Genomic DNA, 18,492 nt, shown 5'->3' with positions numbered 1-18,492 from the left:
AAGCTCGGCTCGGGGAACGGTTCTAGGTTCCGTCAGGCGGGTTGTGCAACGATATGGTGAAACGTCATGAACACTGACCAAATCAAGGACTGGCATGCCCACGTCTACTTCGACGAAGCGTCACGCGATGCGGCGTGGGCGCTGCGCGAGCGCATCGAGAAGAGCTTCGCCATCGAGATGGGGCGCTTCCACGAGAAGCCGGTCGGACCGCATCCGCGCTTCAGCTACCAGGTCGGATTGAAGAACGAGCAGTTCCTGCCCTTCATGTCGTGGCTGACCTTGAACCGCGGCGATCTTACGGTGTTCATTCATCCCAACACCGGGCACGATCTGGAAGATCATCGCGACCGCGCGATCTGGATGGGCCAGCAGGTGCCGCTGGTCCTCGACATTTTCACGAAGAAGGATTGACCCGATGGACTCCCTGCTCCCGCTCGCCAAGCGCGTCGGCGAAAAACTGAAGGCCCGCAAGGAAACGGTCGCCATCTCGGAATCGTCGGCCGGCGGCCTGATCTCCGCCGCACTGCTGGCCGTCCCCGGCGCCTCGGCCTACTTCATGGGTGGTGCCGTGGTCTACACGCGACCGGCGGGCGATGCCTTCCTCGCGGTGCCGCGCGAGAAGCGCGCCGGCGTCCGCTCCTCGTCCGAGCCGTGGGCGTTGCTGGCGGCCGAACATGTCCGCGGGCGCCTCAAGACGACCTGGGGTCTCGCCGAGACCGGCGCGTCAGGCCCGACCGGCAATTCCTATGGCGATCCGGCGGGTCATACCTGCGTCGCGGTCGTCGGCCCCAAGGGCAGCGTCGCGCGCACTTTGCGCACCGGCTCGGACGACCGCGTCGCCAACATGCGCGCCTTCGCCGCCGAAGCGCTCAAGCTGCTGGACGAGCAGCTTTCCTAGCGTGCGACCACCGGGAGAGAGAGTTGTGCAGAAGGGCGTGGCTTGGAGGACTTATCTGGGCGCGCTTGTCTTCGCGTTGAGCATTTCTTGGCCATCGCTGGCTTCGCTCCCCCCTCCCGACTTCGCGTGGTACGCGGTGTTCTTCAAGGCAAACTCGGCGATAGTTGACGAGGCGTTCATTCAAATAATGAAACAGAACCTCATTCCCGCCGCTAGTAGCCGTTTCGATGGTCCGATTACTCTGTACGGACATTGCGACACAGAAGAAAAAGACGTTTCGTTAGAGCGCGCGGAAGCCGTCAAGGCGACGCTTATGGAACTGGGCGTTCCGGCGTCTCGAATCTCCGTGCACTCACGAGGAGACAATGCGTTGTTGGTCCGTACCCCGCCGGGTGTCTCTGAACCTCAAAACCGTCGTGTAGAGATCGAACTCGAGCGCGTATGCGGGAAGTCTTGCCCACCCGAGGCTTTTGACTCCGGCTCTTCTCGCGATTGATTTCAAGCTGCGATCAGTCGGCGTTGGACTTCCTCAACGCAGCGGCCGCCAGAAAGACCCAACCTGCCATGAAGGCAAGGCCACCGATCGGCGCCACGGCGCCGAACCATCGCGGGCCGCCGAACGACAGAGAGTAGAGCGCGCCCGGAAATAGGATGCTGCCGATGAGGAAGCACCATTGGGCGAAAACGGCCAGCCGGGCGTTCAGCAGCTTGGCGCCGGCCAGGGCACAGACGCCCAGCATCGCGAGCGCGTGAAAGATCTCGTAGTGGCTGCCGGTCTGCAGCCAGTCCCGCGCCTTCAGTCCGGCTTCGGTGCGCAGATCGAGGCCGTGGGCGGCGAAGGCGCCGACCATGACGGCAATCGCGCCGCTCAGGGCGGCGGCGACGATCCAGCCCCGGGCCGAGGCACTGCCCATCGACGTTATTGCAACGGCCGCGTCGGCCGGCCGCCGGCGGTCATGCCGCCGTCGATCACCAGCTCCTGGCCGGTGATGTAGTTGCCGGCATCGGTGCACAGGAACAGCACGCCGTTGGCGATGTCCTGCGCCTCGCCGACACGCGGCAGCGGCACCGAAACGGCGGCGCGCTCGCGCGGATCGATCGGGGCATTACGACGATTGCCCTCGGCGCCGGTCGGGATCTTCTCCCAGATCGGCGTGGCGATGATGCCGGGGTGAACGGAGTTGCAGCGGATATTGTCGGCTGCGTGCTCCAGCGCCACCGACTTGGCCAGCAGCCGCACGCCGCCCTTGGTCGCCGAATAGGCCGCGAGCCCCGGCGCGCCGCGCAGGCCGGCCACCGACGACATCAACACGATCGAGCCGCCCCCCGCGCGCTTCATCGCCGGGATTGAATTCTTGATGGAAAGGAACACGCCATCGAGGTTGATGGCCTGCTGGCGCTGCCAGTCGGCCAGGGTCATCGTCGCGATCGGCGACATGATGCCAATGCCGGCATTGGCGACCATGATGTCGAGACGGCCGTAGCGATTCTCGGCCTCTTCGATCACGCTGGGCCAGGCGGCCTCGTCGCGCACGTCATGGCGCATATAGTGGGCCTTGCCGCCCGCCTTGGTGATGCGCTCGACGACACCCTTGCCCAGGGTGTCGTCGATATCGGTGATCAGGACCGACGCGCCTTCGCGCGCCAGCGTTTCGGCACAGGCCTCACCGATGCCTGATGCGCCGCCGGTGACGACGGCGACCTTGCCCGCGACCTGTGCCATGGAAACGCTCCCTTTAGCTTAGCGGTTCTTCCAGTTGCCGGGGCGCTTCTCGGCGTACGACTTGACGCCTTCCTTGAAGTCCTCGGTCTTGCGCGTCCAGTCCTGCTCGGTGAGCTCACGCTCGGTGGCCGCTTCCGCACCGTCGGCGAAGCCACGGCGCATCGTCTCACGCGTCGACATCACGGCGAGCGGGGCACTCTCGGCGATCTCCTGCGCGAGCTTGATGGCTTCCTTGCGCACGTCGGCCAGCGGCGCCAGCACATCGGCCATGCCCCACTCGACAGCCTGCTCGCCACCGATGCGGCGGCCGGTGAGGAACATCAGGTTCGCCTTCTGCTGGCCGATCAGGCGCGGCAGGGTGAAGGTGAGCGAGAAGCCCGGATGGAAACCGAGACGCGTGAAGTTGGCGGCGAAGCGCGCTTCCGGAGCGGCCACGCGGAAGTCGGGCATCAGCGCGAGGCCGAGGCCGCCACCGATCGCCGGTCCCTGGATCGCACCGACGCTCGGCTTCTTCGAGCGGAACAAGCGCGTGGCTTCCTTGTAGAGATGCTTGCCGCTCTCGGCCGCGCCGGTCTGCGGGCGGTTGGCGAAATCGGCGCCGGCACAGAACGACTTGCCCTGGGCGCACAGCACGTAGGCGCGGATCTTGTCGTCGCGGTCGAACGCCTCGAAGGCGTCGGCGATCTGATTGATCAGCGAGTTGTCGAAAAAGTTGTGCGGCGGCCGCTGAATCTCGACGATTCCGACCGCGCCTTCGGTGCTGACACCGATATCCTTAAAGGTGGCGCTCATACGTTTTCTCCCGTGTTGAAAATCCGGCTAACGTGGGCCGGATACTGCCCCGGCAGGGGGCACGCGTCGATACGGGAGGACAAGGAATGCCGCAAAGCGAACGTCACGCCCTGGTGCTGGGTGGAGGCACAATGGGCGTCGGAATCATCGCCATGTTCCTGGGTGGCGGGTGGAAGGTGGACGTCGTGTCGCGCTCCGCCTCGACCCGCGACGGGCTGCCTGCGGCGACATCCCGCGCGCTCAAGGCCATGGGAAAACCGGACGATGTGTCGGGCCTCGCGACCTACGCGATGCTCGAGGAGGCGCCGTGGGCGAAGATCGACATCGTGGTCGAGACGGTGACCGAGGACCTCGCTCTCAAGCAGAAGATTTTCGCCGACCTGGAGAGGCTGTCCCGGCCCGGCGTGCCGCTCACCTCGAATTCGTCGAGCTTCCCGATCAGCGAGATCGGCAAGGGCCTCAAGAGCCAGGACCGCATGATGGGCCTGCACTTCTTCATGCCCGCACACCTGATCCCGCTGGTCGAGGTCGTGCGCTCCGTCCACACCGATGTGGCCCTGGCCGAGAAGGTCGGCGCGATCATGAGCGAACTGGGCAAGCGGCCCGTCCAGGTGAAGAAGGACGTGATCGGCTTCTTAGGAAACCGCATCCAGGGCGCGCTGATGCGCGAGGCGCTGTGGCTGATCGAGGAAGGCGTCGCCTCGCCCGAGGATATCGACGCGACCGTGCGCCTCTCCTTCGGCTTCCGCTACGCCGCTGCCGGCCCCATCACCCAGAAGGAGCATTCCGGCTGGGACACGACCTGCGCCGTCGCCAAGATCATCTGGCCCGATCTCAACAATTCCGACGGCCCGCCGCCGGTGCTCCAGCGCAACGTCGATCAGGGCCGCATCGGCTTCAAGACCAAGGGCGGCTTCTTCGACTGGGACGATGCCTCGATAGCAAAAGAGCGCGCCCGATATGAGCGCGCTCTTTCTAAATGCCTGGAAATCTTCCGTGAGGAAGGAATTCTTTAACTAGGCAGCGCGGCCTCGACCGCGGCCACCACCGCCTCCACCGCCGAAGCGGCGACCCTTCCACTGGGGACGCGGGCCCTGCGGACGATCGCCGGCGGGGCGATCGCCTTGCGGGCGGTCGCCGTGCGGGCGGGGCGCATACTGGCCACCACCACCATTGTGGTTCGAACGATCACCGAACGACCGCGGGCGGTCACCGTGCGGACGATCGCCCTGGGGACGATCACCCTGCGGGCGGTCGCCACGGGGCCGATCGCCTTGCGCGCGATCGAAGCGGTCGCCCTGCGGACGATCACCATGCGGGCGGTCGCCATGCGGACGATCACCGCGCGGACGGTCGCCGAACGGGCGATCACCCTGCGGGCGCGGGCCACGCGGACGGTCACCGTAGGGACGGTCGCCCTGCGGACGGTCACCCTGCGGGCGATCGCCGTGCGGACGATCGCCGTAGGGGCGGTCACCCTGAGGACGCTCGGCGCGCGGAGCATCGCGGAAGTCGCCACCGCGGAACTGGCCGTCGGCATGCGCCGGCGGACGGTCGCCGCGCGAACGATCGTGGTTGGCGCGATCGCCGAACGAGCGATGACCGCCGGGACGACCACCACCGGGACGGCCGCCGCCACGCGGACCACCACGGCCCTCGCGCGGACGCTCGTCGCGATCATCGCGATCGTCGCCCTCGGCGCGCGCCTTGGGCGGCGGCAACTGCGGCATGTCCTCGTTGGCTGGCGTCGGGACGACCGGGATGCGCTGGTTGGTCAGGCGCTCGATGCCCTTGAGCTGGCCGCGCTCGCTACCGTCGCAGAACGAGATCGCGATGCCCGAGGCGCCGGCGCGCGCGGTGCGGCCGATGCGATGGACGTAGCTCTCGGCATCGGCCGGCAGCTCGAAGTTGATGACATGGGTCACGCCCTGCACGTCGATGCCGCGCGAGGCGAGATCGGTCGCGACCAGGACGCGGGCCTTGCCGCGGCTGAAATTGTCGAGCGCCTTCTGACGGGCGTTCTGCGACTTGTTGCCGTGGATCGCCTCGGAGCGCACGCCACGGTCTTCCAGCGCCTCGGCGACGCGGTTGGCGCCGCGCTTGGTGCGCGTGAAGATGATGACCCGCTCGAGGCTCTCGTCGGTCAGGAGATGGTTGAGCAGGGTGCGCTTGAGACCGGCGTTCACGAAGTAGACGCGCTGGTCGATCTTCTCGACGGTGCGGCCCTGCGGCGCGATCTCGACCTTCTCCGGGTTCTTGAGAATTTCCGCGGAGAGCTTGGCGATGTCGTTCGGCATCGTCGCCGAGAACAGCAGGGTCTGCCGGTTCTTCGAGACCGAGGCCGCGATGCGGCGGACGTCGCGGATGAAGCCCATGTCGAACATGCGATCGGCTTCGTCGAGGACGAAGAAGCTGACCTGTCCGAGCTTCACGTTGCCGCGCTCGACCAGGTCGAGCAGACGGCCGGGCGTGGCGATCAGGATGTCGACCCCGCGCGCCAGCGTCTCGATCTGGCGGCCGTAACCCAGGCCGCCCACGACAGTGCACAGGCGCAGGCCGAGGCCGCGACCGTAGGTGTCGAAGCTGCGGGCAATCTGGACCGCGAGCTCGCGGGTCGGCGCCAGCACGAGGGCGCGCGGGCTCTTGGGCTGGGCGCGTTCCTTGTTCTCGAACAGGTGCTGCAGCACGGGCAGCGCGAACGCCGCCGTCTTGCCGGTGCCGGTCTGGGCGATGCCCAGCACGTCACGGCCCTGCAGCAGGGCGGGAATCGTGCGCGCCTGGATGGGCGTCGGCACGGTGTAGTTTGCTGCACTCAACGCGCGCAGCAGCGGCTCGGCCAAACCGAGGTCCGCAAACGTAACTTCACTCACTGAAAATCCTTACTTGCCGCCCGGCATGCCATCACGGGCACGCGCATCTGTGGCGGCGTTAGGCCCGTTCCCGCGCGCGGCTGGGACGGCTCTTGTCTTGGGGGGATTGTCTCGGGATGAAGCGCCGTCACAAACCATGGGGCGCGTCGCGCGATCGCGAGAAATCTTAGAGGCCCACGTACCTGCGGGCTGGCGCGTATATGATGGTGCAGCGCAGCGGAGTCAAGCCGATTGCGCGCCAGCCACTGGCTTTCAGTCGCTCTGCTCCCTAAACTATCGACAAAACAGACACTTAGGGAGCGAATCATGCGCCGCCGACACCTTCTCACCCTGACTGCCGCGACGATGGCCGCCCCGGCGATCGTGACCAATGGCTGGGCCCAGGGCTTTCCCAACAAGCCGATCCGTATCCTCATTCCCTATGCACCGGGCGGCACGTCCGACATCCTGGCGCGCCTGATGCAGCCGCACCTGCAGGCAGCGCTCGGCCAGTCGGTCGTCGTCGAGAACCGCACCGGCGCCAACGGCAACATCGCCGTCGACATGATCGCGAAGTCGGCGCCCGACGGTTACACCTTGGTGCTGACCGATCTCGGCAACCTCACGATCTCGCCGTCGGTGATGAAGCTGCCGTTCGATGTGGCCACGGATTTCAACGCCGTCACCGTGCTGGCCTACACGCCGCACCTGCTCGCCTCGGCGCCGGACCGTCCCTACAAGACCGCGGCCGAGCTGATCGAATTCGCGAAGGCCAATCCCGACAAGCTCAACTATGCAACCGCCGGCCTCGGCAGCGCGCCGCATCTCGCCGGCGCGCTGTTCGCCCATTCGCTCGGTCTCAAGATCACCTTCATCCCGATGAAGGGCGGCGCCGAGGCAATCCAGCAGGTCGCGGGCGGCCATGCCGACGCGCTGTTCAACGGCATGATCGCCACCTTGCCACACGTGAAGAGCGGCAAGCTGCGCGGCCTCGCCGTATCGAGCGCCACGCGCAACGAGCTGGCGCCCGAGCTTCCGACCGTGATCGAGGCCGCCGGCATCAAGGACTTCGTCACGGGAAGCTGGCAGGGCTTCCTCGCCGCCAAGGGTACGCCGCCGGAAGTGCTGGAGCGGCTCTATGTCGAGATCGAGAAGACGACCAAGATTCCCGAAGTCGCCGCACGGTTGAAGGAACTCGGCGCCGATCCCGTCCTCTACAAGCCCGCGCAGAGCGATACGTGGCGCGCCCGCGAGGTCGAAAACTGGGCGAAGGTGGTGAAGGATACCGGCATAAAACTCGAATAAAGCTCCGGGAGAAACCGCATGGAATTCGGCATCCTCTTCACTTCGCACGCCAATCCGAAGGAAGAGCCCTATCCGCATCGCGCCGTGCATGCGCGCACGACGGACGAGATCATCGAGGCGGAGCGGCTGGGCTTCGACACGGCCTGGATCGCCGAGCATCATTTCTCGACGAGCTACGGCATCATGCCGGACTGCTTCGCCTACATGGCCTATCTCGCCGCGAAGACCAGCCGCATCAAGCTGGCGTCCGGCGTGATCACCTTGCCGCTCTACGATCCGATCCGCGTCGTGGAGAACGCCAACTTCGTCGACATCCTGTCGAACGGCCGGGTCATGCTGGGCATCGGCTCGGGCTATCGCCCCTACGAGTTCGTGGGCCTGGGCAAGGATTTCGAGGGCCGCCGCGACATGGTCGAGGAGGCGGTCGGCCTGATGTTCGACGCCTTCCACCGTCATCGCTACGACCACAAGGGCAAGTATTTCAGCGGCACCGTCGCCGAGCCCTACGAGATGTTGCCGCAGCCGGTGCAGATGCCGCATCCGCCGCTCTACATGGCGGGCGGCACCGACCGTTCGATCGGCTACTGCGGCCGCAACGGCTTCGGCCTGATGCTGTCGACCCTGCCGGGCATCGAGACGCTGGCGGCGCAGACCGCGCTCTACAAGCGCGAGCTGGCGAAGGCCTCGGCGGAGCGTGCGAAGAATCCCGCCGCCGGCCAGATCGACATCGCGCGCTGGGTCTACATCGCCGACACCGATGCGCAGGCACGCGCCGAGACCGAGGACGCGATCGTCCGCCATATCGGGCATTTCGGCGGCACCGGCACGGCGGGCTATCTCGGCTCGGTGTCCGAGAAGGGCAACCAGCTGAGCTACGACGACCTGCTGAACACCACGCTGCTGCACGGCTCGGCCGAGACGGTGATCGCGAAGCTGCGGGAGATGCAGGCGCGCACCGGCATGACCTCGCTGCTGCTGCATTACCCGCCCTATTACGGACGCGAGAAGACGATGAAGAGCCTGAAGCTCTTCGCCGAGCGCGTGATTCCCGCCTTCCGGCCCCCGGCGCAGCGCGTCGCCGCCGCGGAATGACGCCGCCAGCGGCCGCGATCGGCCGCAGCAACAATTCGCGCGGCGCGGTCTTCACCATGCTCGCCATGCTGGGCTTCGCCAGCATGGATACCATCACCAAGTGGATGGTGGCCGACTATCCGATCGGCCAGATGATGTGGGTGCGCTACGCCGTCTTCTGCCTGTTCGCCTGGTTCGTGGTGCGCCGCCGCGGCCTGCGCTCGGCCGCACGCTCGAACCGGCCATGGCTGCAGTTCGGCCGCGCCCTGCTGGCGGTGGTCGAGAGCGCGGTGTTCGTGCTGGCCTTCCGCTACCTGCCGCTGGCCGACACGCATGCCATCGCCGCGACCTCGCCGCTGATCGTGATCGCGCTCGGCGTGCTGTTCCTCGGCGAGCGTGCGGGACCGGCCCGCTGGGCGGCCGTCGGCGCGGGCTTTGCCGGCGTGCTCTTGATCGTGCGCCCGGGCTTCCGCGAGCTCGACTGGACGCTTCTGATTCCCGTCGCCGGCGCAATCCTGTGGGGCGCCTACCAGATCCTGATCCGACTCTGCTCGCGCACCGATACGCCCGATACGACGCTCGTCTGGTCGGCCTTCGTGGCCTTCGCTGCCACGACCCTGATCGGGCCATGGCAATGGCGCTGGCCGGATGCGACCGGCTGGGCGCTGCTGATCGCCATCGCGTCGCTGGGCGCGCTGGCGCACTACGCGCTGATCAAGGCGCTCGATTATGCCGAGGCCGGCTCGGTCCAGCCCTACAGCTACACGCTGCTGGTCTTCGTCACGATCCTGGGCGCCATCGTCTTCGGCGACATCCCCGACCACTGGACCCTGGCCGGCGCCGCCGTGATCGTGGCCTCTGGCCTCTACACCTGGCAGCACGAACGACGGTCGAGCCGATAGAGCGTCATTGGAGCGCGCCACTCCAGTGGCGCTCTTGTCTTGCTTCATCGGCGAAGCTTGAGCGCCACTGGAGTGGCGCGCTCCAATAAGACCGGCCTTAATTCCCGACGCAGGAAAGATCGCCTTCCTGGCAGTTAAGCTGGGTTTCGAGGTCCTTCACCCGCACGAGGGTGAGGCGCGCCTGGCACTGGGCGATGATCATCCCGTTGATCGAACCGCCGGTCGTCGGCCCGCCGATGAAGGCGCATTCCCTGTCGCGGAAGCGGATCCACGCTTCCTCGGCCGCCTGCAGGCGCGCGCGGCTTTCGGGTCCGAGTTTCGCCCGCAGCTTCGTATAGACGGCGTTGAGCTGACGGTCGGCCTCCTGCAGCGTCGTGCCTGCCTGCTGGTTGAGTCCCATCTGGCTCTGCGCAATGCCCGCGGCCGGCATCGCAACGACCGCCACGAGAAGCGCAACCAGCGGCCGGATCATCGCGGCCACGCCCGCAGCGCGACCAGACCGCCGTCGATCGGCAGCATCACGCCCGTCACCCAGCGCGATTCGTCGGAGGCGAGATAGACCGCGCCATGGGCGATGTCCCAGGCCGTGCCCTCGACCTGCATCGGCACCATCTTCTTGCGCCGGTCGCGGGCCTCGGTGCCGAGATGCGCCACCATCGGCGTGTGCACCGAACCCACGATGATGCAGTTGGCGCGGATGTTCTGGGTCGCATAGTCGGCCGCGACCGACATGGTGAAGCCGTGCAACCCCGCCTTGGCCGTCGCGTAGGCCACGGCGCCGGCGCTGCCCATCAGCCCAAGCGCACCCGCGATCGACGAGACCATGATGATCGAGCCGCCGCCGCCTTCCTTCATGCGCGGCAGGCACGACTTGGTGCAGAGCATCGTCGTCGTGAGGTTGGCCTCAAGCACCTTGTTCCAGGTCTCGAGCGTCACCGTCTCGGGCGTGCCCGGTCCGCCGATGCCGACATTGTTGTGCAGGATGTCGAGGCGGCCGTATGTCTTCATCGCGAAGTCGGCCATCGCCTCGGCCTCGTCGGCCTTCGCCACGTCGGCCGCGAACACCGACGCTTCGCCGCCCTCGTCCTTGATCTGCCTGGCCAGCGCCTCGGCGCGTTCTGCGCTGCGATTGACGAGAACCACCTTGGCGCCTTCCTTAGCGAACAGCAGCGCCGTCGCCATGCCGTTGCCGACACCCTCGCCGCGCGGCGCCGCGCCCGTCACCACCGCCACTTTGCCCTGCAGCCGTCCGGCCATGTTCCCACCCTATCCGAGATGCTATTTGAAGCGACCTTAGCCGGGAGGTCGGCGCTTGCGCCAGCGATCCCGTCCGGCGAGTCAAAAGGGAGAAGTTAAAGTATGAAAGCGTTGAGTGTGCTGGCGTTCGTCCTGACCGCCTTTGCAAGCCTGTCGGCACAGGCCCAATATCCCGACCGCGCCATCACGGTCATCGTCCCCTTCCCGCCCGGCGGCGCGTCGGACATGACGGCCCGCCTGCTCACCAAGAAGCTCGCCGAACGCACCGGCCAGTCGGTCGTCGTGGACAATCGCGGCGGCGCCAACGGCTCGATCGGTGCGACCGGTCTCAAGCAAGCCAAGCCCGACGGCTACACGTTCCTCGTGGGCTCGATCGGCGTGTTCGGCATCAACCCCGCTTTGTTCAAGGACCTGCGTTACAATCCGCTGGAGGATTTCGACCTGCTGAGCGTCGCCGTGCGCACGCCCAACGTGCTGGTGGCCAATCCCGGCTTTCCGGCCAACACGGTTGCCGAGCTCGTCGAGTACCTGAAGAAGAACCCCGACAAGGTGACGTTCGCTTCGTCCGGCACGGGCTCGTCCGATCACCTGACGGCGGCCTTGTTCCTGCAGAAGACCGGCACGACCGGCATCCACGTCCCCTACAAGGGCGGCGGGCCGGCCATCAGCGACCTGATCTCGGGCCATGCCAACGTCTCGTTCCAGAACCTCGGCGCCATCGCCCAGCAGGTGAAGTCGGGCAAGCTGAAGGCGCTGGGCGTCACCAGCGCCGCACGGACTCCGACCTTGCCGGACGTGCCCACCATGGCCGAAGGCGGCGTGAAGGATCTCGAGGTCTATTCGTGGCAGGCCGCGGCCGCGCCCAAGGGCCTGCCGGCCGACGTGCGCAAGAAACTCGAAGCCGAGCTGATCGCCTCGGCCAATGCGCCCGACATCAAGGCGCAGTTCGAGGCGGTAGGCTTCGAGGTCGTCGCCAGCAATGGCGAGGAGTTCCGCAAGTTCCTGACGGGCGAGATCGCCCGCTGGAAGAACGTGATCGAGGTCGGGAAGATCTCGGCCGAGTAAGACTCACTCAGATCCCGTGGCTCGCTCGTCGGTCGCTGACGAGCGAGCTCCAGACCAATCTCACATCCTCCAATAGCTTGGCAGCTTGGCGGCCAGCCACTTGGCCAACGCCGCGTTCACGGTGACGGGCTGCTCCTGCGCCATCCAGTGGCCGGAGTTCACCACGACCTCGGTGAGATCCGCGCAATCGCGGCGCATCGGTTCGGCGAGCTTCGAGGTCATGGTCTCGCAGGTCGTATCGTAGGCGCCGTGCAGGAAGAGGACCGGCATCGCGAGCCTGCCGCCATTGACCGCGCGCTTGGCGTAGGCGCCGTTAGCCTTGTGGTTCATGTACCAGGAGTCGGGGCCGAAGAAGCCGTTCTTCGTCAGCGCCGCGGCGTAGGCTTCCATGTCCTGCTCGGTCAGCACGTCGGGATCGCGCGGCACGTCGGGACAGGCGTTGCCACCGAACCAGCCGCCGACCTTGCGCACCATCGAGGTCGGTGCCGGCTTGCCCACCCTTGACGGGTCACCCTTGCGGAACAGTGCCTTCACGAGATTGCGCGGATTGGCGTCGAAGCTCGCGCAGGCCTTGTCGAAGCTCTCCTCGTAGAAGAACTGGTAGTCCCACTGGCCGGCCGGGAACTGCGCCTCGGGATAGAGCGCGCGGTCGACCAGCGGCACGACCGTGTCGAGCGTGAAGCCGCTCGAGAGATAGGGCACGCACAGGCTCGCCACGCCCACCGTCTTCTCGGGGTGATGCGCCGCCATGTTCCACACGACCGGGCTGCCCCAGTCGTGGCCGATCCACACAGCCTTGTCGCGACCGAGTGCCGCGAGCAGCTCGACCATGTCGGCCACGATCTCTTCCTGCGCGAAATCCTCGTGCCGCGCATAGGTGCTGGAGCGGCCGTAGCCGCGCATGTCCGGCGCGATGCAGCGGAAGCCGAGCGCCGCGAGGGCCGGAAGCTGGTGCCGCCACGACAGCGACAGCTCGGGCCAGCCGTGGACGAAGATCAGCAGCGGGGCGTCTTTCGCTCCGCAGGCGAGATAGCCCGTCGTGTGGCGGGCGGTCTTGACGGTGTGTTCGGTGACCGGGAATGTCATGGCAAGGAGAAGGTCACATGGAAATCGATACCGGCACAACCGAACTCTTGTGCAGCGTCCGCGACGGCGTCGCGCTGATCACGCTGAACCGCCCCGAGGCGCGCAACGCGATGTCGCCCGACCTCACGGAGGCGCTGCGCAACCAGATCAAGGCGCGCGGCGACGACGATACCGTGGGCGCCCTGCTGATCACCGGCGCCGGTACCGCTTTCTGCAGCGGCGGCGACGTGAAGGGCATGGGCGGCCGCGGTCCGCGCGGCCAGATGACCTACGAGGAGCGGCTGGCCGACCTGCGCTGGCGGCAGACGCACCTCACCGGCGCCTTGGTCGCGGTGCGCAAGCCGACCATCGCCGCCCTCCCCGGCGCTGCCGCCGGCGCGGGCCTCGCCATCGCACTGGCCTGCGACATCCGCATCGCCGCAAAGTCCGCTTTCTGCACCACCGGCTACGCCAAGATCGGACTGTCCGGCGACTACGGCATCTCCTGGCTGCTGACGCGCACCGTGGGCTCGATGCGGGCGCGCGAGCTGATGTTCACCTCTGAGAAGGTCGATTCCGAGCGCTGCGAGCGCATCGGGCTCGTCAATCGCGTGGTCGAGGATGCGAAGCTGCAGGACGAGGCCTTCGCCTTCGCCAAGTCGATCGCCGAAGGCCCGCGGGTCGCGCTGCGTCACATGAAGGACAATCTCGACGAGGCCCTGCATATCAACTACTCGGACGCCCACTATCGCGAGGCCGAGCGCCTGGTGCAGTCCTCACGCACCGCCGATCACAAGGAAGCGGTGGCGTCCTTCGTCGAAAAGCGCAAGCCGGTGTTCAAGGGTCGCTGACGGTCCGGCGGCTGGTGGTCCAGAGCGAAGCGAGGCCGAGCGCGATCAGCATCGCGCCATAGCCGTAGGCCGCCGCCTGCAGGCCAACGACGGGCACCGCGAAACCCAGCAGCACGGCCGGAACGGTGAAGGCGAGATAGCTTTCGACATAGAAGGCCGAAAGCAATCCCGCTCGCTCGCCCGGCGCAGCCAGCGGCATCACGAGACGCATCGACGCCGAGATGGTCGCGCCGAAGCCCAGGCCGGAGACGGCGGTGCCGAGGATCATCGGGCCGATCGCCTGCAAGTGTACGCCCGCAAGCGTGATCGTGAGCCCGGCCAGCAATGCGCAGATGCCAACGCCCAGCAGGCGGTTGGCGGCGAGGCCGCGCAGCGACAGCACCGAGATCGCGCCGCTCAGCATGAAGACCGACACAACCGCGCCGCCCATGATCGGCTGCATCAGGCCGGTCGCCACGCGTACCAGGCCCGGCATCAGCGAAAAGTAGAAGCCGCCCAGCGCCCAGAATGCCGTGTTGACGGGCGTCACCTGCAGCAGCGCGCGACGCGCCGGCACGGGCACGCGGACATGCGGGCGCAACGAGGCAAGCGCACCGGCGCGCGGTGCGGCCGTCTCCGGCAGCCAGAACAGCAGCGCAAGCTCCCCGGCCGACAGAACCAGGAGCGCGAGATAGACGAGCCGTTCCGGCGCGGGCGCCCAGGTCGCGAGCACACCCGCGAACAGGCTGCCGGCGCTGAGGCCGATGAAGGCCGTGATGCTGTTCAGGAGCGGCCCCCGCGTGCGCGCCGTGTCGAGAATGGTCGCGCCCAGCGTCGCCGTCGCGACACCGGTGGCGAAGCCCTGGACCGCGCGCGCGGCGATCAGCGCCACGGCCGACTGGGCCTCGGCGAACATGACCATGGCCACGATGTTGAGGGCGAGGGCGCCGGCGATGACCGGCCGCCGCCCGACATGATCCGACAGCGAGCCCCCTGTCAGGAGCGCCGCCAGCAGGCTGATCGTGTAGGCGGCGAAGATTACCGTCAGCATCGGCGCCGACAGCGACAGGACCTGCTGATAGTGCTGGTAGAGCGGCGTCGGCGCGGCGCCGCTCGCGGCGAAGGTCATGGCCGTAAAGGTGGCGAAGGCGGGCGCGAAGAGCGTCGCCTGCCGCGCCGGTGGAGAGGACCGGCACGGCAGGTCGGGGCAGAGGACGGCGGTCACGGCATTCTCCGATCGCTTCAGAGCTTCGAGCCGCCGTCGACATGCAGCGTGTCGCCGGTGATCCAGCGCGCCTCGTCGGAGGCGAGGAAGCTCACCACCGAGCCCACGTCGGCCGGCTGGCCGATCCGCTTCAGCGCCTGCATGCCGAACACGAAGGTGCGGCCCTGCTCGGTCCTTGCGAAGTTCGACATGTCGGTGTCGATCACGCCCGGCGCCACCGCGTTGACGCGGATGCCGCGCTCGCCCAGCGCCGAGGCGAAATGCTTCACCAGCGTGTCGACCGCGCCCTTGGTCGACGCATAGGCCGACAGCGTGCCGACCGAGGCATGTGCGGCCAGCGACGACACCATCACGATGCTGCTGCCTTCGTGCAGCACCGGCAGGAGCTGCTGCACCAGGAAGTACGGCGCACGCACGTTGACGGCGAACAGCCGGTCGAACTCGGCCACGGTCAGCGCCTCGATCGGCGCAGCACTGGAGATGCCGGCATTCGCGACGAGGATGTCCAGCCGGTCGCCCACGACGTTGCGGACCTTGGCGGCGAGCAGATGGGCGCCATCGGCCGCCTCGAGGTCGACGCCGACCGCATCGGCCTTGCCGCCCGCCGCGCGGATCTCCGCCACCAAGGAGTCCGCTTCGGCGGCGTTCCGGCCGTAATGAGCCACGACATGCGCACCCGCCTTGGCGAGCGCCAGCGCGGAGGCCCGGCCGATGCCGCGCGAGGCGCCGGTAACGAGAGCGGTCTTGTTCCTGAGGTCGGTCATCGAAATCTCCAGCGGAGGATGTTTGCTGGCGGAGATATCGGCCGGCCTTGGCGTCACGACCAAGACTTTGTATGCTCTACCTATACCTTAAAGGCATATCTCTATGGAACTGCGCCACCTCCGCTACCTGATCGCCGTGGCCGAGGAAGGCAGCCTGAGCCAGGCGGCCGAACGCCGGCTGCATACGGCGCAGCCCTCTCTCAGCCGGCAAATCCGCGACCTCGAACGGGAAGTCGGCGCCGAGCTCCTGAGCCGCGGCGCCCGCGGAGTCGTTCTGACCGAGGCAGGCCGCGTCTTCGTCGACCATGCCCGCATGGCATTGCTCCAGGTCGAGGCCGCGGGCGAGGCGGCGCGCCGGGCGGCGCGGCCGGCGAAATCCTCCTTCGTGATGGGCTTCCTCACCGGCCACGAGGTGACCTGGTTGCCCAAGGCGCTGCAGATCCTCCGTGACGAACAGCCCGCGCCCGAGATCACGCTGTCGAGCCAGACTTCGCCCGAGCTCGTGGGCGCCCTGCTGCGCGGTCAGGTCGATGTCGCCTTCCTGCGGCGCGACCAGACGCCCGGCCTTGCCTTCAGGCCGCTGACCCGCGAGCCGCTGGTTGCCGTGCTGCGCGCCGATCATCGCCTGGCGGCGCACGGGACGGTGCGACCGAAGGATCTCGCGGTCGAGACGTTCATCGATCCCACCAAGACCGCGCCGGTGCTGGGCCAGGTGATCGCGGCCTATCTGAAGAAGCTCCGGCTCGTTCTCACGCCGCAATACGTGGCCGACAATCTCGCGATGGCGACCTCCCTGGTCGCCTCGACCGGCGGAGTGACCCTGCTGCCGCTCTACGCCCAGAACCTGCTGCCGCCCGGCGTCGTGATCCGTCCGCTGCAGGGCGAAGTCCCGACGATCGAGCTGGTGATCGGCTACAGCAAGGCCAATACCTCGCCCCTGCTCAAGCGCTTCCTCGCCAGGACGGATGCGCTGGCGGATCAGTCTTTGTAGTTGGCCGCGCGCTTCTGCAGGTTGGACATGATGGCTTCGAGTTGGTTGGGCGAGCCGATCAGCTTCTGCTGCTCGACCGACTCCATCATCAGGCCCGAGGCGGCATCGGTCGCGACGGCGGCATTCAACAGCCGCTTGTTGGCGCGGATGGCGTCGGGGCTCTTGGACGCGATCTCGCGCGCCGTCTCCAGCGCCGCGGTGCGCGGATCGTCGACCACGTAGGTCACGAAGCCCAGCTCGCGGGCCTCGGTGCCGTCGAAGATGCGGCCGGTGTAGGTGAGCTCGCGCACGACATCCTCGCGCGCGAGATGGCGCATGAGCTGCGTGCCGGCGAGGTCCGGCACGAGGCCCCACTTGATCTCCATCACCGAGAAGCGCGTGTCGGCGGTGGCGTAGCGAATGTCCGGCCCCAGCGCGATCTGGAAGCCGCCGCCGAACGCCACGCCGTGGACGGCCGCGATCACCGGCACCGGCAGCTCGCGCCACAGCCAGGCGCATTGCTGCGGCCGGTTGGCGATGCCGTGGGTGCGCCTGGTGAGGTCGCGGACGCCGGGCACCGCATCGCCCTCCGCCTTCATCGCGGCGAAGCTGCCCATGTCGAGGCCGGCGCAGAAGGCCTTGCCCTCGCCCGACAGCACGACGCAGCGCAGGCCCGGCATGGCGGCGAGCCTGGCGCCCGCCTCGATGATGCCCTCGAACATCGCCGGATCGAGCGCGTTCATCTTGTCGGCGCGGATCAGGCGGACATCGGCCACACCGTCCTTGAGGTCGATCGAGACGCGATCCTTCATTTTTCACTCTCCGATTTCATCCATTCGCGCAGGCGGCGCTTCACTTCCTCGGGGTCCACGCGCTTGGGCGGCTCGAGGCTGCCGTCCGCGCTCTTGGGCCACATCAGCACCGCGATGCCGCGTTGCACGTCAGCAAAGGTGCAATCGTCCGGCAGGCGGTCGAGCAGCGCCCGGACCTGGTCCTTCACATCGCTCATCGCGTCACCATCAGCCAGAGTCCCTGCCCTATGTAGACTGCGCCCAGCGCCAGGATCACGCGGCGCGTCCAGTGATAGAACTGCTTGTCCGACATGCGGTCGAGGAAGCTGCGCGACAGGGTCGTGCCGACCACCGCGAAGGCCGCAGCGTAGCCCATGACGAGCCACTGTTCGAGGTCGCGGCCGGCCTGGCCTTCGATCACCAGGCCGAAATAGAGAACCTTCGTCAGGTGGCCCATCACCTGCGCGGCGGCCTTGGTGGCGACATTAACCTGCCGCGTCATGCCGGTGCGGACATAGAAGATGTCGAGCAGCGGACCGGTCACACCCGAGACGAGCTGGATGGCGCCGCCGATCGCACCGGCCAGGAACGCCTGCCCGCCGCGCTCGATGTTGGGCGCGATGCGCTGCGGCACGGCCAATGCAATGAACGGCGTCGCGCCGACGGCGATCAGCACCAGCGCCTTGTCGGGCACGAAATCGAAGAAGGAGAAGACGACCAGCGACGAGGCAGCGCCGGCGCCGAACTGCAGCACGACATTCCAGTTCACATGGTGGCGCCACAGCCAGGCCCGCCAGCCGTTGGCCGCGATCTGGATGACGCCGTGGAACACCATGGCGACCGGCACCGGCAGCAGGATCAGCAGGAAGCCGATCAGCAGCATTCCGCCCGCCATGCCGAAAATGCCGGAGACGAACGAGGTCACGACGGCAACGACCGCGAGCGCCGCCATTACGGGAAGCGAAAACATCGGCAGCGGGCGTAG

Annotated in this window: 22 protein-coding genes; 10 read left to right on the top strand and 12 right to left on the bottom strand. The window is 67.3% G+C overall.

Annotated features, from left to right (window positions below):
- Positions 1 to 66: 66 nt before the first annotated feature.
- From AC1ROX_RS28100 to AC1ROX_RS28090, 3 genes are read left to right on the top strand one after another with little or no spacing between them, the layout of a single operon-like run.
- Positions 67 to 411, top strand: coding sequence for a DOPA 4,5-dioxygenase family protein (locus AC1ROX_RS28100; RefSeq protein ID WP_493131559.1), 345 nt, complete (start codon positions 67 to 69; stop codon positions 409 to 411).
- A gap of 4 nt (positions 412 to 415) precedes the next feature.
- Positions 416 to 898 (top strand): CinA family protein, encoded by a 483-nt coding sequence (locus AC1ROX_RS28095; RefSeq protein WP_493131557.1) that lies wholly within the window; start codon positions 416 to 418, stop codon positions 896 to 898.
- A 25-nt stretch (positions 899 to 923) separates the two neighbouring features.
- Entirely contained in the window at positions 924 to 1,394 is a 471-nt protein-coding gene (locus AC1ROX_RS28090; protein ID WP_493131555.1) for an OmpA family protein, read from the top strand.
- Positions 1,395 to 1,407: 13 nt separating this feature from the next.
- Here the strand turns inward: AC1ROX_RS28090 and AC1ROX_RS28085 are convergent, their stop codons facing one another.
- The 3 genes from AC1ROX_RS28085 to AC1ROX_RS28075 are packed head-to-tail and all read right to left on the bottom strand — an operon-like array spanning position 1,408 to position 3,413.
- Positions 1,408 to 1,812: a DUF423 domain-containing protein gene (locus AC1ROX_RS28085; protein ID WP_493131553.1), complete on the bottom strand. Its 405-nt coding sequence runs from the start codon at positions 1,810 to 1,812 to the stop codon at positions 1,408 to 1,410.
- Between the two features lie 5 nt (positions 1,813 to 1,817).
- Positions 1,818 to 2,621 carry an SDR family NAD(P)-dependent oxidoreductase gene (locus tag AC1ROX_RS28080; RefSeq protein ID WP_493131551.1) on the bottom strand — a complete coding sequence of 268 codons (804 nt, stop codon included), beginning with the start codon at positions 2,619 to 2,621 and terminating at the stop codon, positions 1,818 to 1,820.
- An 18-nt stretch (positions 2,622 to 2,639) separates the two neighbouring features.
- On the bottom strand, positions 2,640 to 3,413 hold the full coding sequence (locus tag AC1ROX_RS28075) for an enoyl-CoA hydratase/isomerase family protein (RefSeq protein WP_493115629.1): 774 nt from the start codon (positions 3,411 to 3,413) through the stop codon (positions 2,640 to 2,642).
- Between the two features lie 86 nt (positions 3,414 to 3,499).
- On the opposite strand from AC1ROX_RS28075, the gene AC1ROX_RS28070 reads away from it, so the two are divergent.
- The gene (locus AC1ROX_RS28070) at positions 3,500 to 4,429 is read left to right on the top strand and encodes a 3-hydroxyacyl-CoA dehydrogenase family protein (RefSeq protein ID WP_493131549.1); all 930 of its coding nucleotides are present in this window, start codon (positions 3,500 to 3,502) and stop codon (positions 4,427 to 4,429) included.
- Here the strand turns inward: AC1ROX_RS28070 and AC1ROX_RS28065 are convergent, their stop codons facing one another.
- Positions 4,430 to 6,283 (bottom strand): DEAD/DEAH box helicase, encoded by a 1,854-nt coding sequence (locus tag AC1ROX_RS28065; protein WP_493131547.1) that lies wholly within the window; start codon positions 6,281 to 6,283, stop codon positions 4,430 to 4,432.
- Between the two features lie 306 nt (positions 6,284 to 6,589).
- Between AC1ROX_RS28065 and AC1ROX_RS28060 the strand changes: the two genes are divergently transcribed.
- The 3 genes from AC1ROX_RS28060 to AC1ROX_RS28050 are packed head-to-tail and all read left to right on the top strand — an operon-like array spanning position 6,590 to position 9,540.
- Positions 6,590 to 7,567 carry a Bug family tripartite tricarboxylate transporter substrate binding protein gene (locus AC1ROX_RS28060; protein ID WP_493131545.1) on the top strand — a complete coding sequence of 326 codons (978 nt, stop codon included), beginning with the start codon at positions 6,590 to 6,592 and terminating at the stop codon, positions 7,565 to 7,567.
- 18 nt (positions 7,568 to 7,585) lie between these two features.
- A complete protein-coding gene (locus tag AC1ROX_RS28055; protein ID WP_493131543.1) occupies positions 7,586 to 8,659 on the top strand; it encodes an LLM class flavin-dependent oxidoreductase in 1,074 nt (357 codons plus the stop codon).
- The gene (locus AC1ROX_RS28050) at positions 8,656 to 9,540 is read left to right on the top strand and encodes a DMT family transporter (protein ID WP_493131541.1); all 885 of its coding nucleotides are present in this window, start codon (positions 8,656 to 8,658) and stop codon (positions 9,538 to 9,540) included. The genes AC1ROX_RS28055 and AC1ROX_RS28050 overlap by 4 nt, the downstream gene beginning before the upstream one ends.
- Positions 9,541 to 9,637: 97 nt before the next feature.
- Here the strand turns inward: AC1ROX_RS28050 and AC1ROX_RS28045 are convergent, their stop codons facing one another.
- Together AC1ROX_RS28045 and AC1ROX_RS28040 are read right to left on the bottom strand one after the other, a co-directional pair.
- On the bottom strand, positions 9,638 to 10,012 hold the full coding sequence (locus AC1ROX_RS28045) for a lysozyme inhibitor LprI family protein (RefSeq protein WP_493131539.1): 375 nt from the start codon (positions 10,010 to 10,012) through the stop codon (positions 9,638 to 9,640).
- Positions 10,009 to 10,797, bottom strand: coding sequence for an SDR family NAD(P)-dependent oxidoreductase (locus AC1ROX_RS28040; protein ID WP_493131537.1), 789 nt, complete (start codon positions 10,795 to 10,797; stop codon positions 10,009 to 10,011). Before AC1ROX_RS28040 ends, AC1ROX_RS28045 begins: the two co-directional genes overlap by 4 nt.
- A 102-nt stretch (positions 10,798 to 10,899) precedes the next feature.
- Between AC1ROX_RS28040 and AC1ROX_RS28035 the strand changes: the two genes are divergently transcribed.
- The gene (locus AC1ROX_RS28035) at positions 10,900 to 11,862 is read left to right on the top strand and encodes a Bug family tripartite tricarboxylate transporter substrate binding protein (RefSeq protein WP_493131535.1); all 963 of its coding nucleotides are present in this window, start codon (positions 10,900 to 10,902) and stop codon (positions 11,860 to 11,862) included.
- A gap of 60 nt (positions 11,863 to 11,922) precedes the next feature.
- On the opposite strand, the gene AC1ROX_RS28030 is transcribed toward AC1ROX_RS28035, so the two are convergent.
- Positions 11,923 to 12,948, bottom strand: a complete 1,026-nt coding sequence (locus tag AC1ROX_RS28030; RefSeq protein ID WP_493131533.1) for an alpha/beta hydrolase — start codon at positions 12,946 to 12,948, stop codon at positions 11,923 to 11,925.
- Positions 12,949 to 12,965: 17 nt separating this feature from the next.
- On the opposite strand from AC1ROX_RS28030, the gene AC1ROX_RS28025 reads away from it, so the two are divergent.
- A complete protein-coding gene (locus AC1ROX_RS28025) occupies positions 12,966 to 13,778 on the top strand; it encodes an enoyl-CoA hydratase-related protein (protein ID WP_493131531.1) in 813 nt (270 codons plus the stop codon).
- Here AC1ROX_RS28025 and AC1ROX_RS28020 read toward each other — a convergent pair.
- Positions 13,765 to 14,982 carry an MFS transporter gene (locus AC1ROX_RS28020; protein ID WP_493131529.1) on the bottom strand — a complete coding sequence of 406 codons (1,218 nt, stop codon included), beginning with the start codon at positions 14,980 to 14,982 and terminating at the stop codon, positions 13,765 to 13,767. The genes AC1ROX_RS28025 and AC1ROX_RS28020 overlap by 14 nt on opposite strands.
- Positions 14,983 to 14,999: 17 nt before the next feature.
- Positions 15,000 to 15,746, bottom strand: a complete 747-nt coding sequence (locus AC1ROX_RS28015; protein ID WP_493131527.1) for an SDR family NAD(P)-dependent oxidoreductase — start codon at positions 15,744 to 15,746, stop codon at positions 15,000 to 15,002.
- 103 nt (positions 15,747 to 15,849) lie between these two features.
- Here AC1ROX_RS28015 and AC1ROX_RS28010 point away from each other — a divergent pair, with 103 nt between their 5' ends.
- The gene (locus tag AC1ROX_RS28010; protein ID WP_493131525.1) at positions 15,850 to 16,737 is read left to right on the top strand and encodes a LysR family transcriptional regulator; all 888 of its coding nucleotides are present in this window, start codon (positions 15,850 to 15,852) and stop codon (positions 16,735 to 16,737) included.
- Here AC1ROX_RS28010 and AC1ROX_RS28005 read toward each other — a convergent pair.
- Genes AC1ROX_RS28005 through AC1ROX_RS27995 form a run of 3 tightly spaced genes read right to left on the bottom strand, consistent with a single transcriptional unit; the run spans position 16,725 to position 18,459 of the window.
- Entirely contained in the window at positions 16,725 to 17,528 is an 804-nt protein-coding gene (locus AC1ROX_RS28005; protein ID WP_493131523.1) for a crotonase/enoyl-CoA hydratase family protein, read from the bottom strand. The two genes, AC1ROX_RS28010 and AC1ROX_RS28005, sit on opposite strands and share 13 nt — an antisense overlap.
- Positions 17,525 to 17,725, bottom strand: coding sequence for a hypothetical protein (locus tag AC1ROX_RS28000; RefSeq protein ID WP_493131521.1), 201 nt, complete (start codon positions 17,723 to 17,725; stop codon positions 17,525 to 17,527). Before AC1ROX_RS28000 ends, AC1ROX_RS28005 begins: the two co-directional genes overlap by 4 nt.
- The gene (locus AC1ROX_RS27995) at positions 17,722 to 18,459 is read right to left on the bottom strand and encodes a TSUP family transporter (protein ID WP_493131519.1); all 738 of its coding nucleotides are present in this window, start codon (positions 18,457 to 18,459) and stop codon (positions 17,722 to 17,724) included. The genes AC1ROX_RS28000 and AC1ROX_RS27995 overlap by 4 nt, the downstream gene beginning before the upstream one ends.
- Positions 18,460 to 18,492 lie beyond the last annotated feature (33 nt).

Source organism: Reyranella sp. GW821-FHT14A01, from assembly GCF_058803965.1.
The sequence above is the reverse complement of the archived record's forward strand: the minus strand, read 5'-3'. Positions and strand labels throughout refer to the sequence as shown.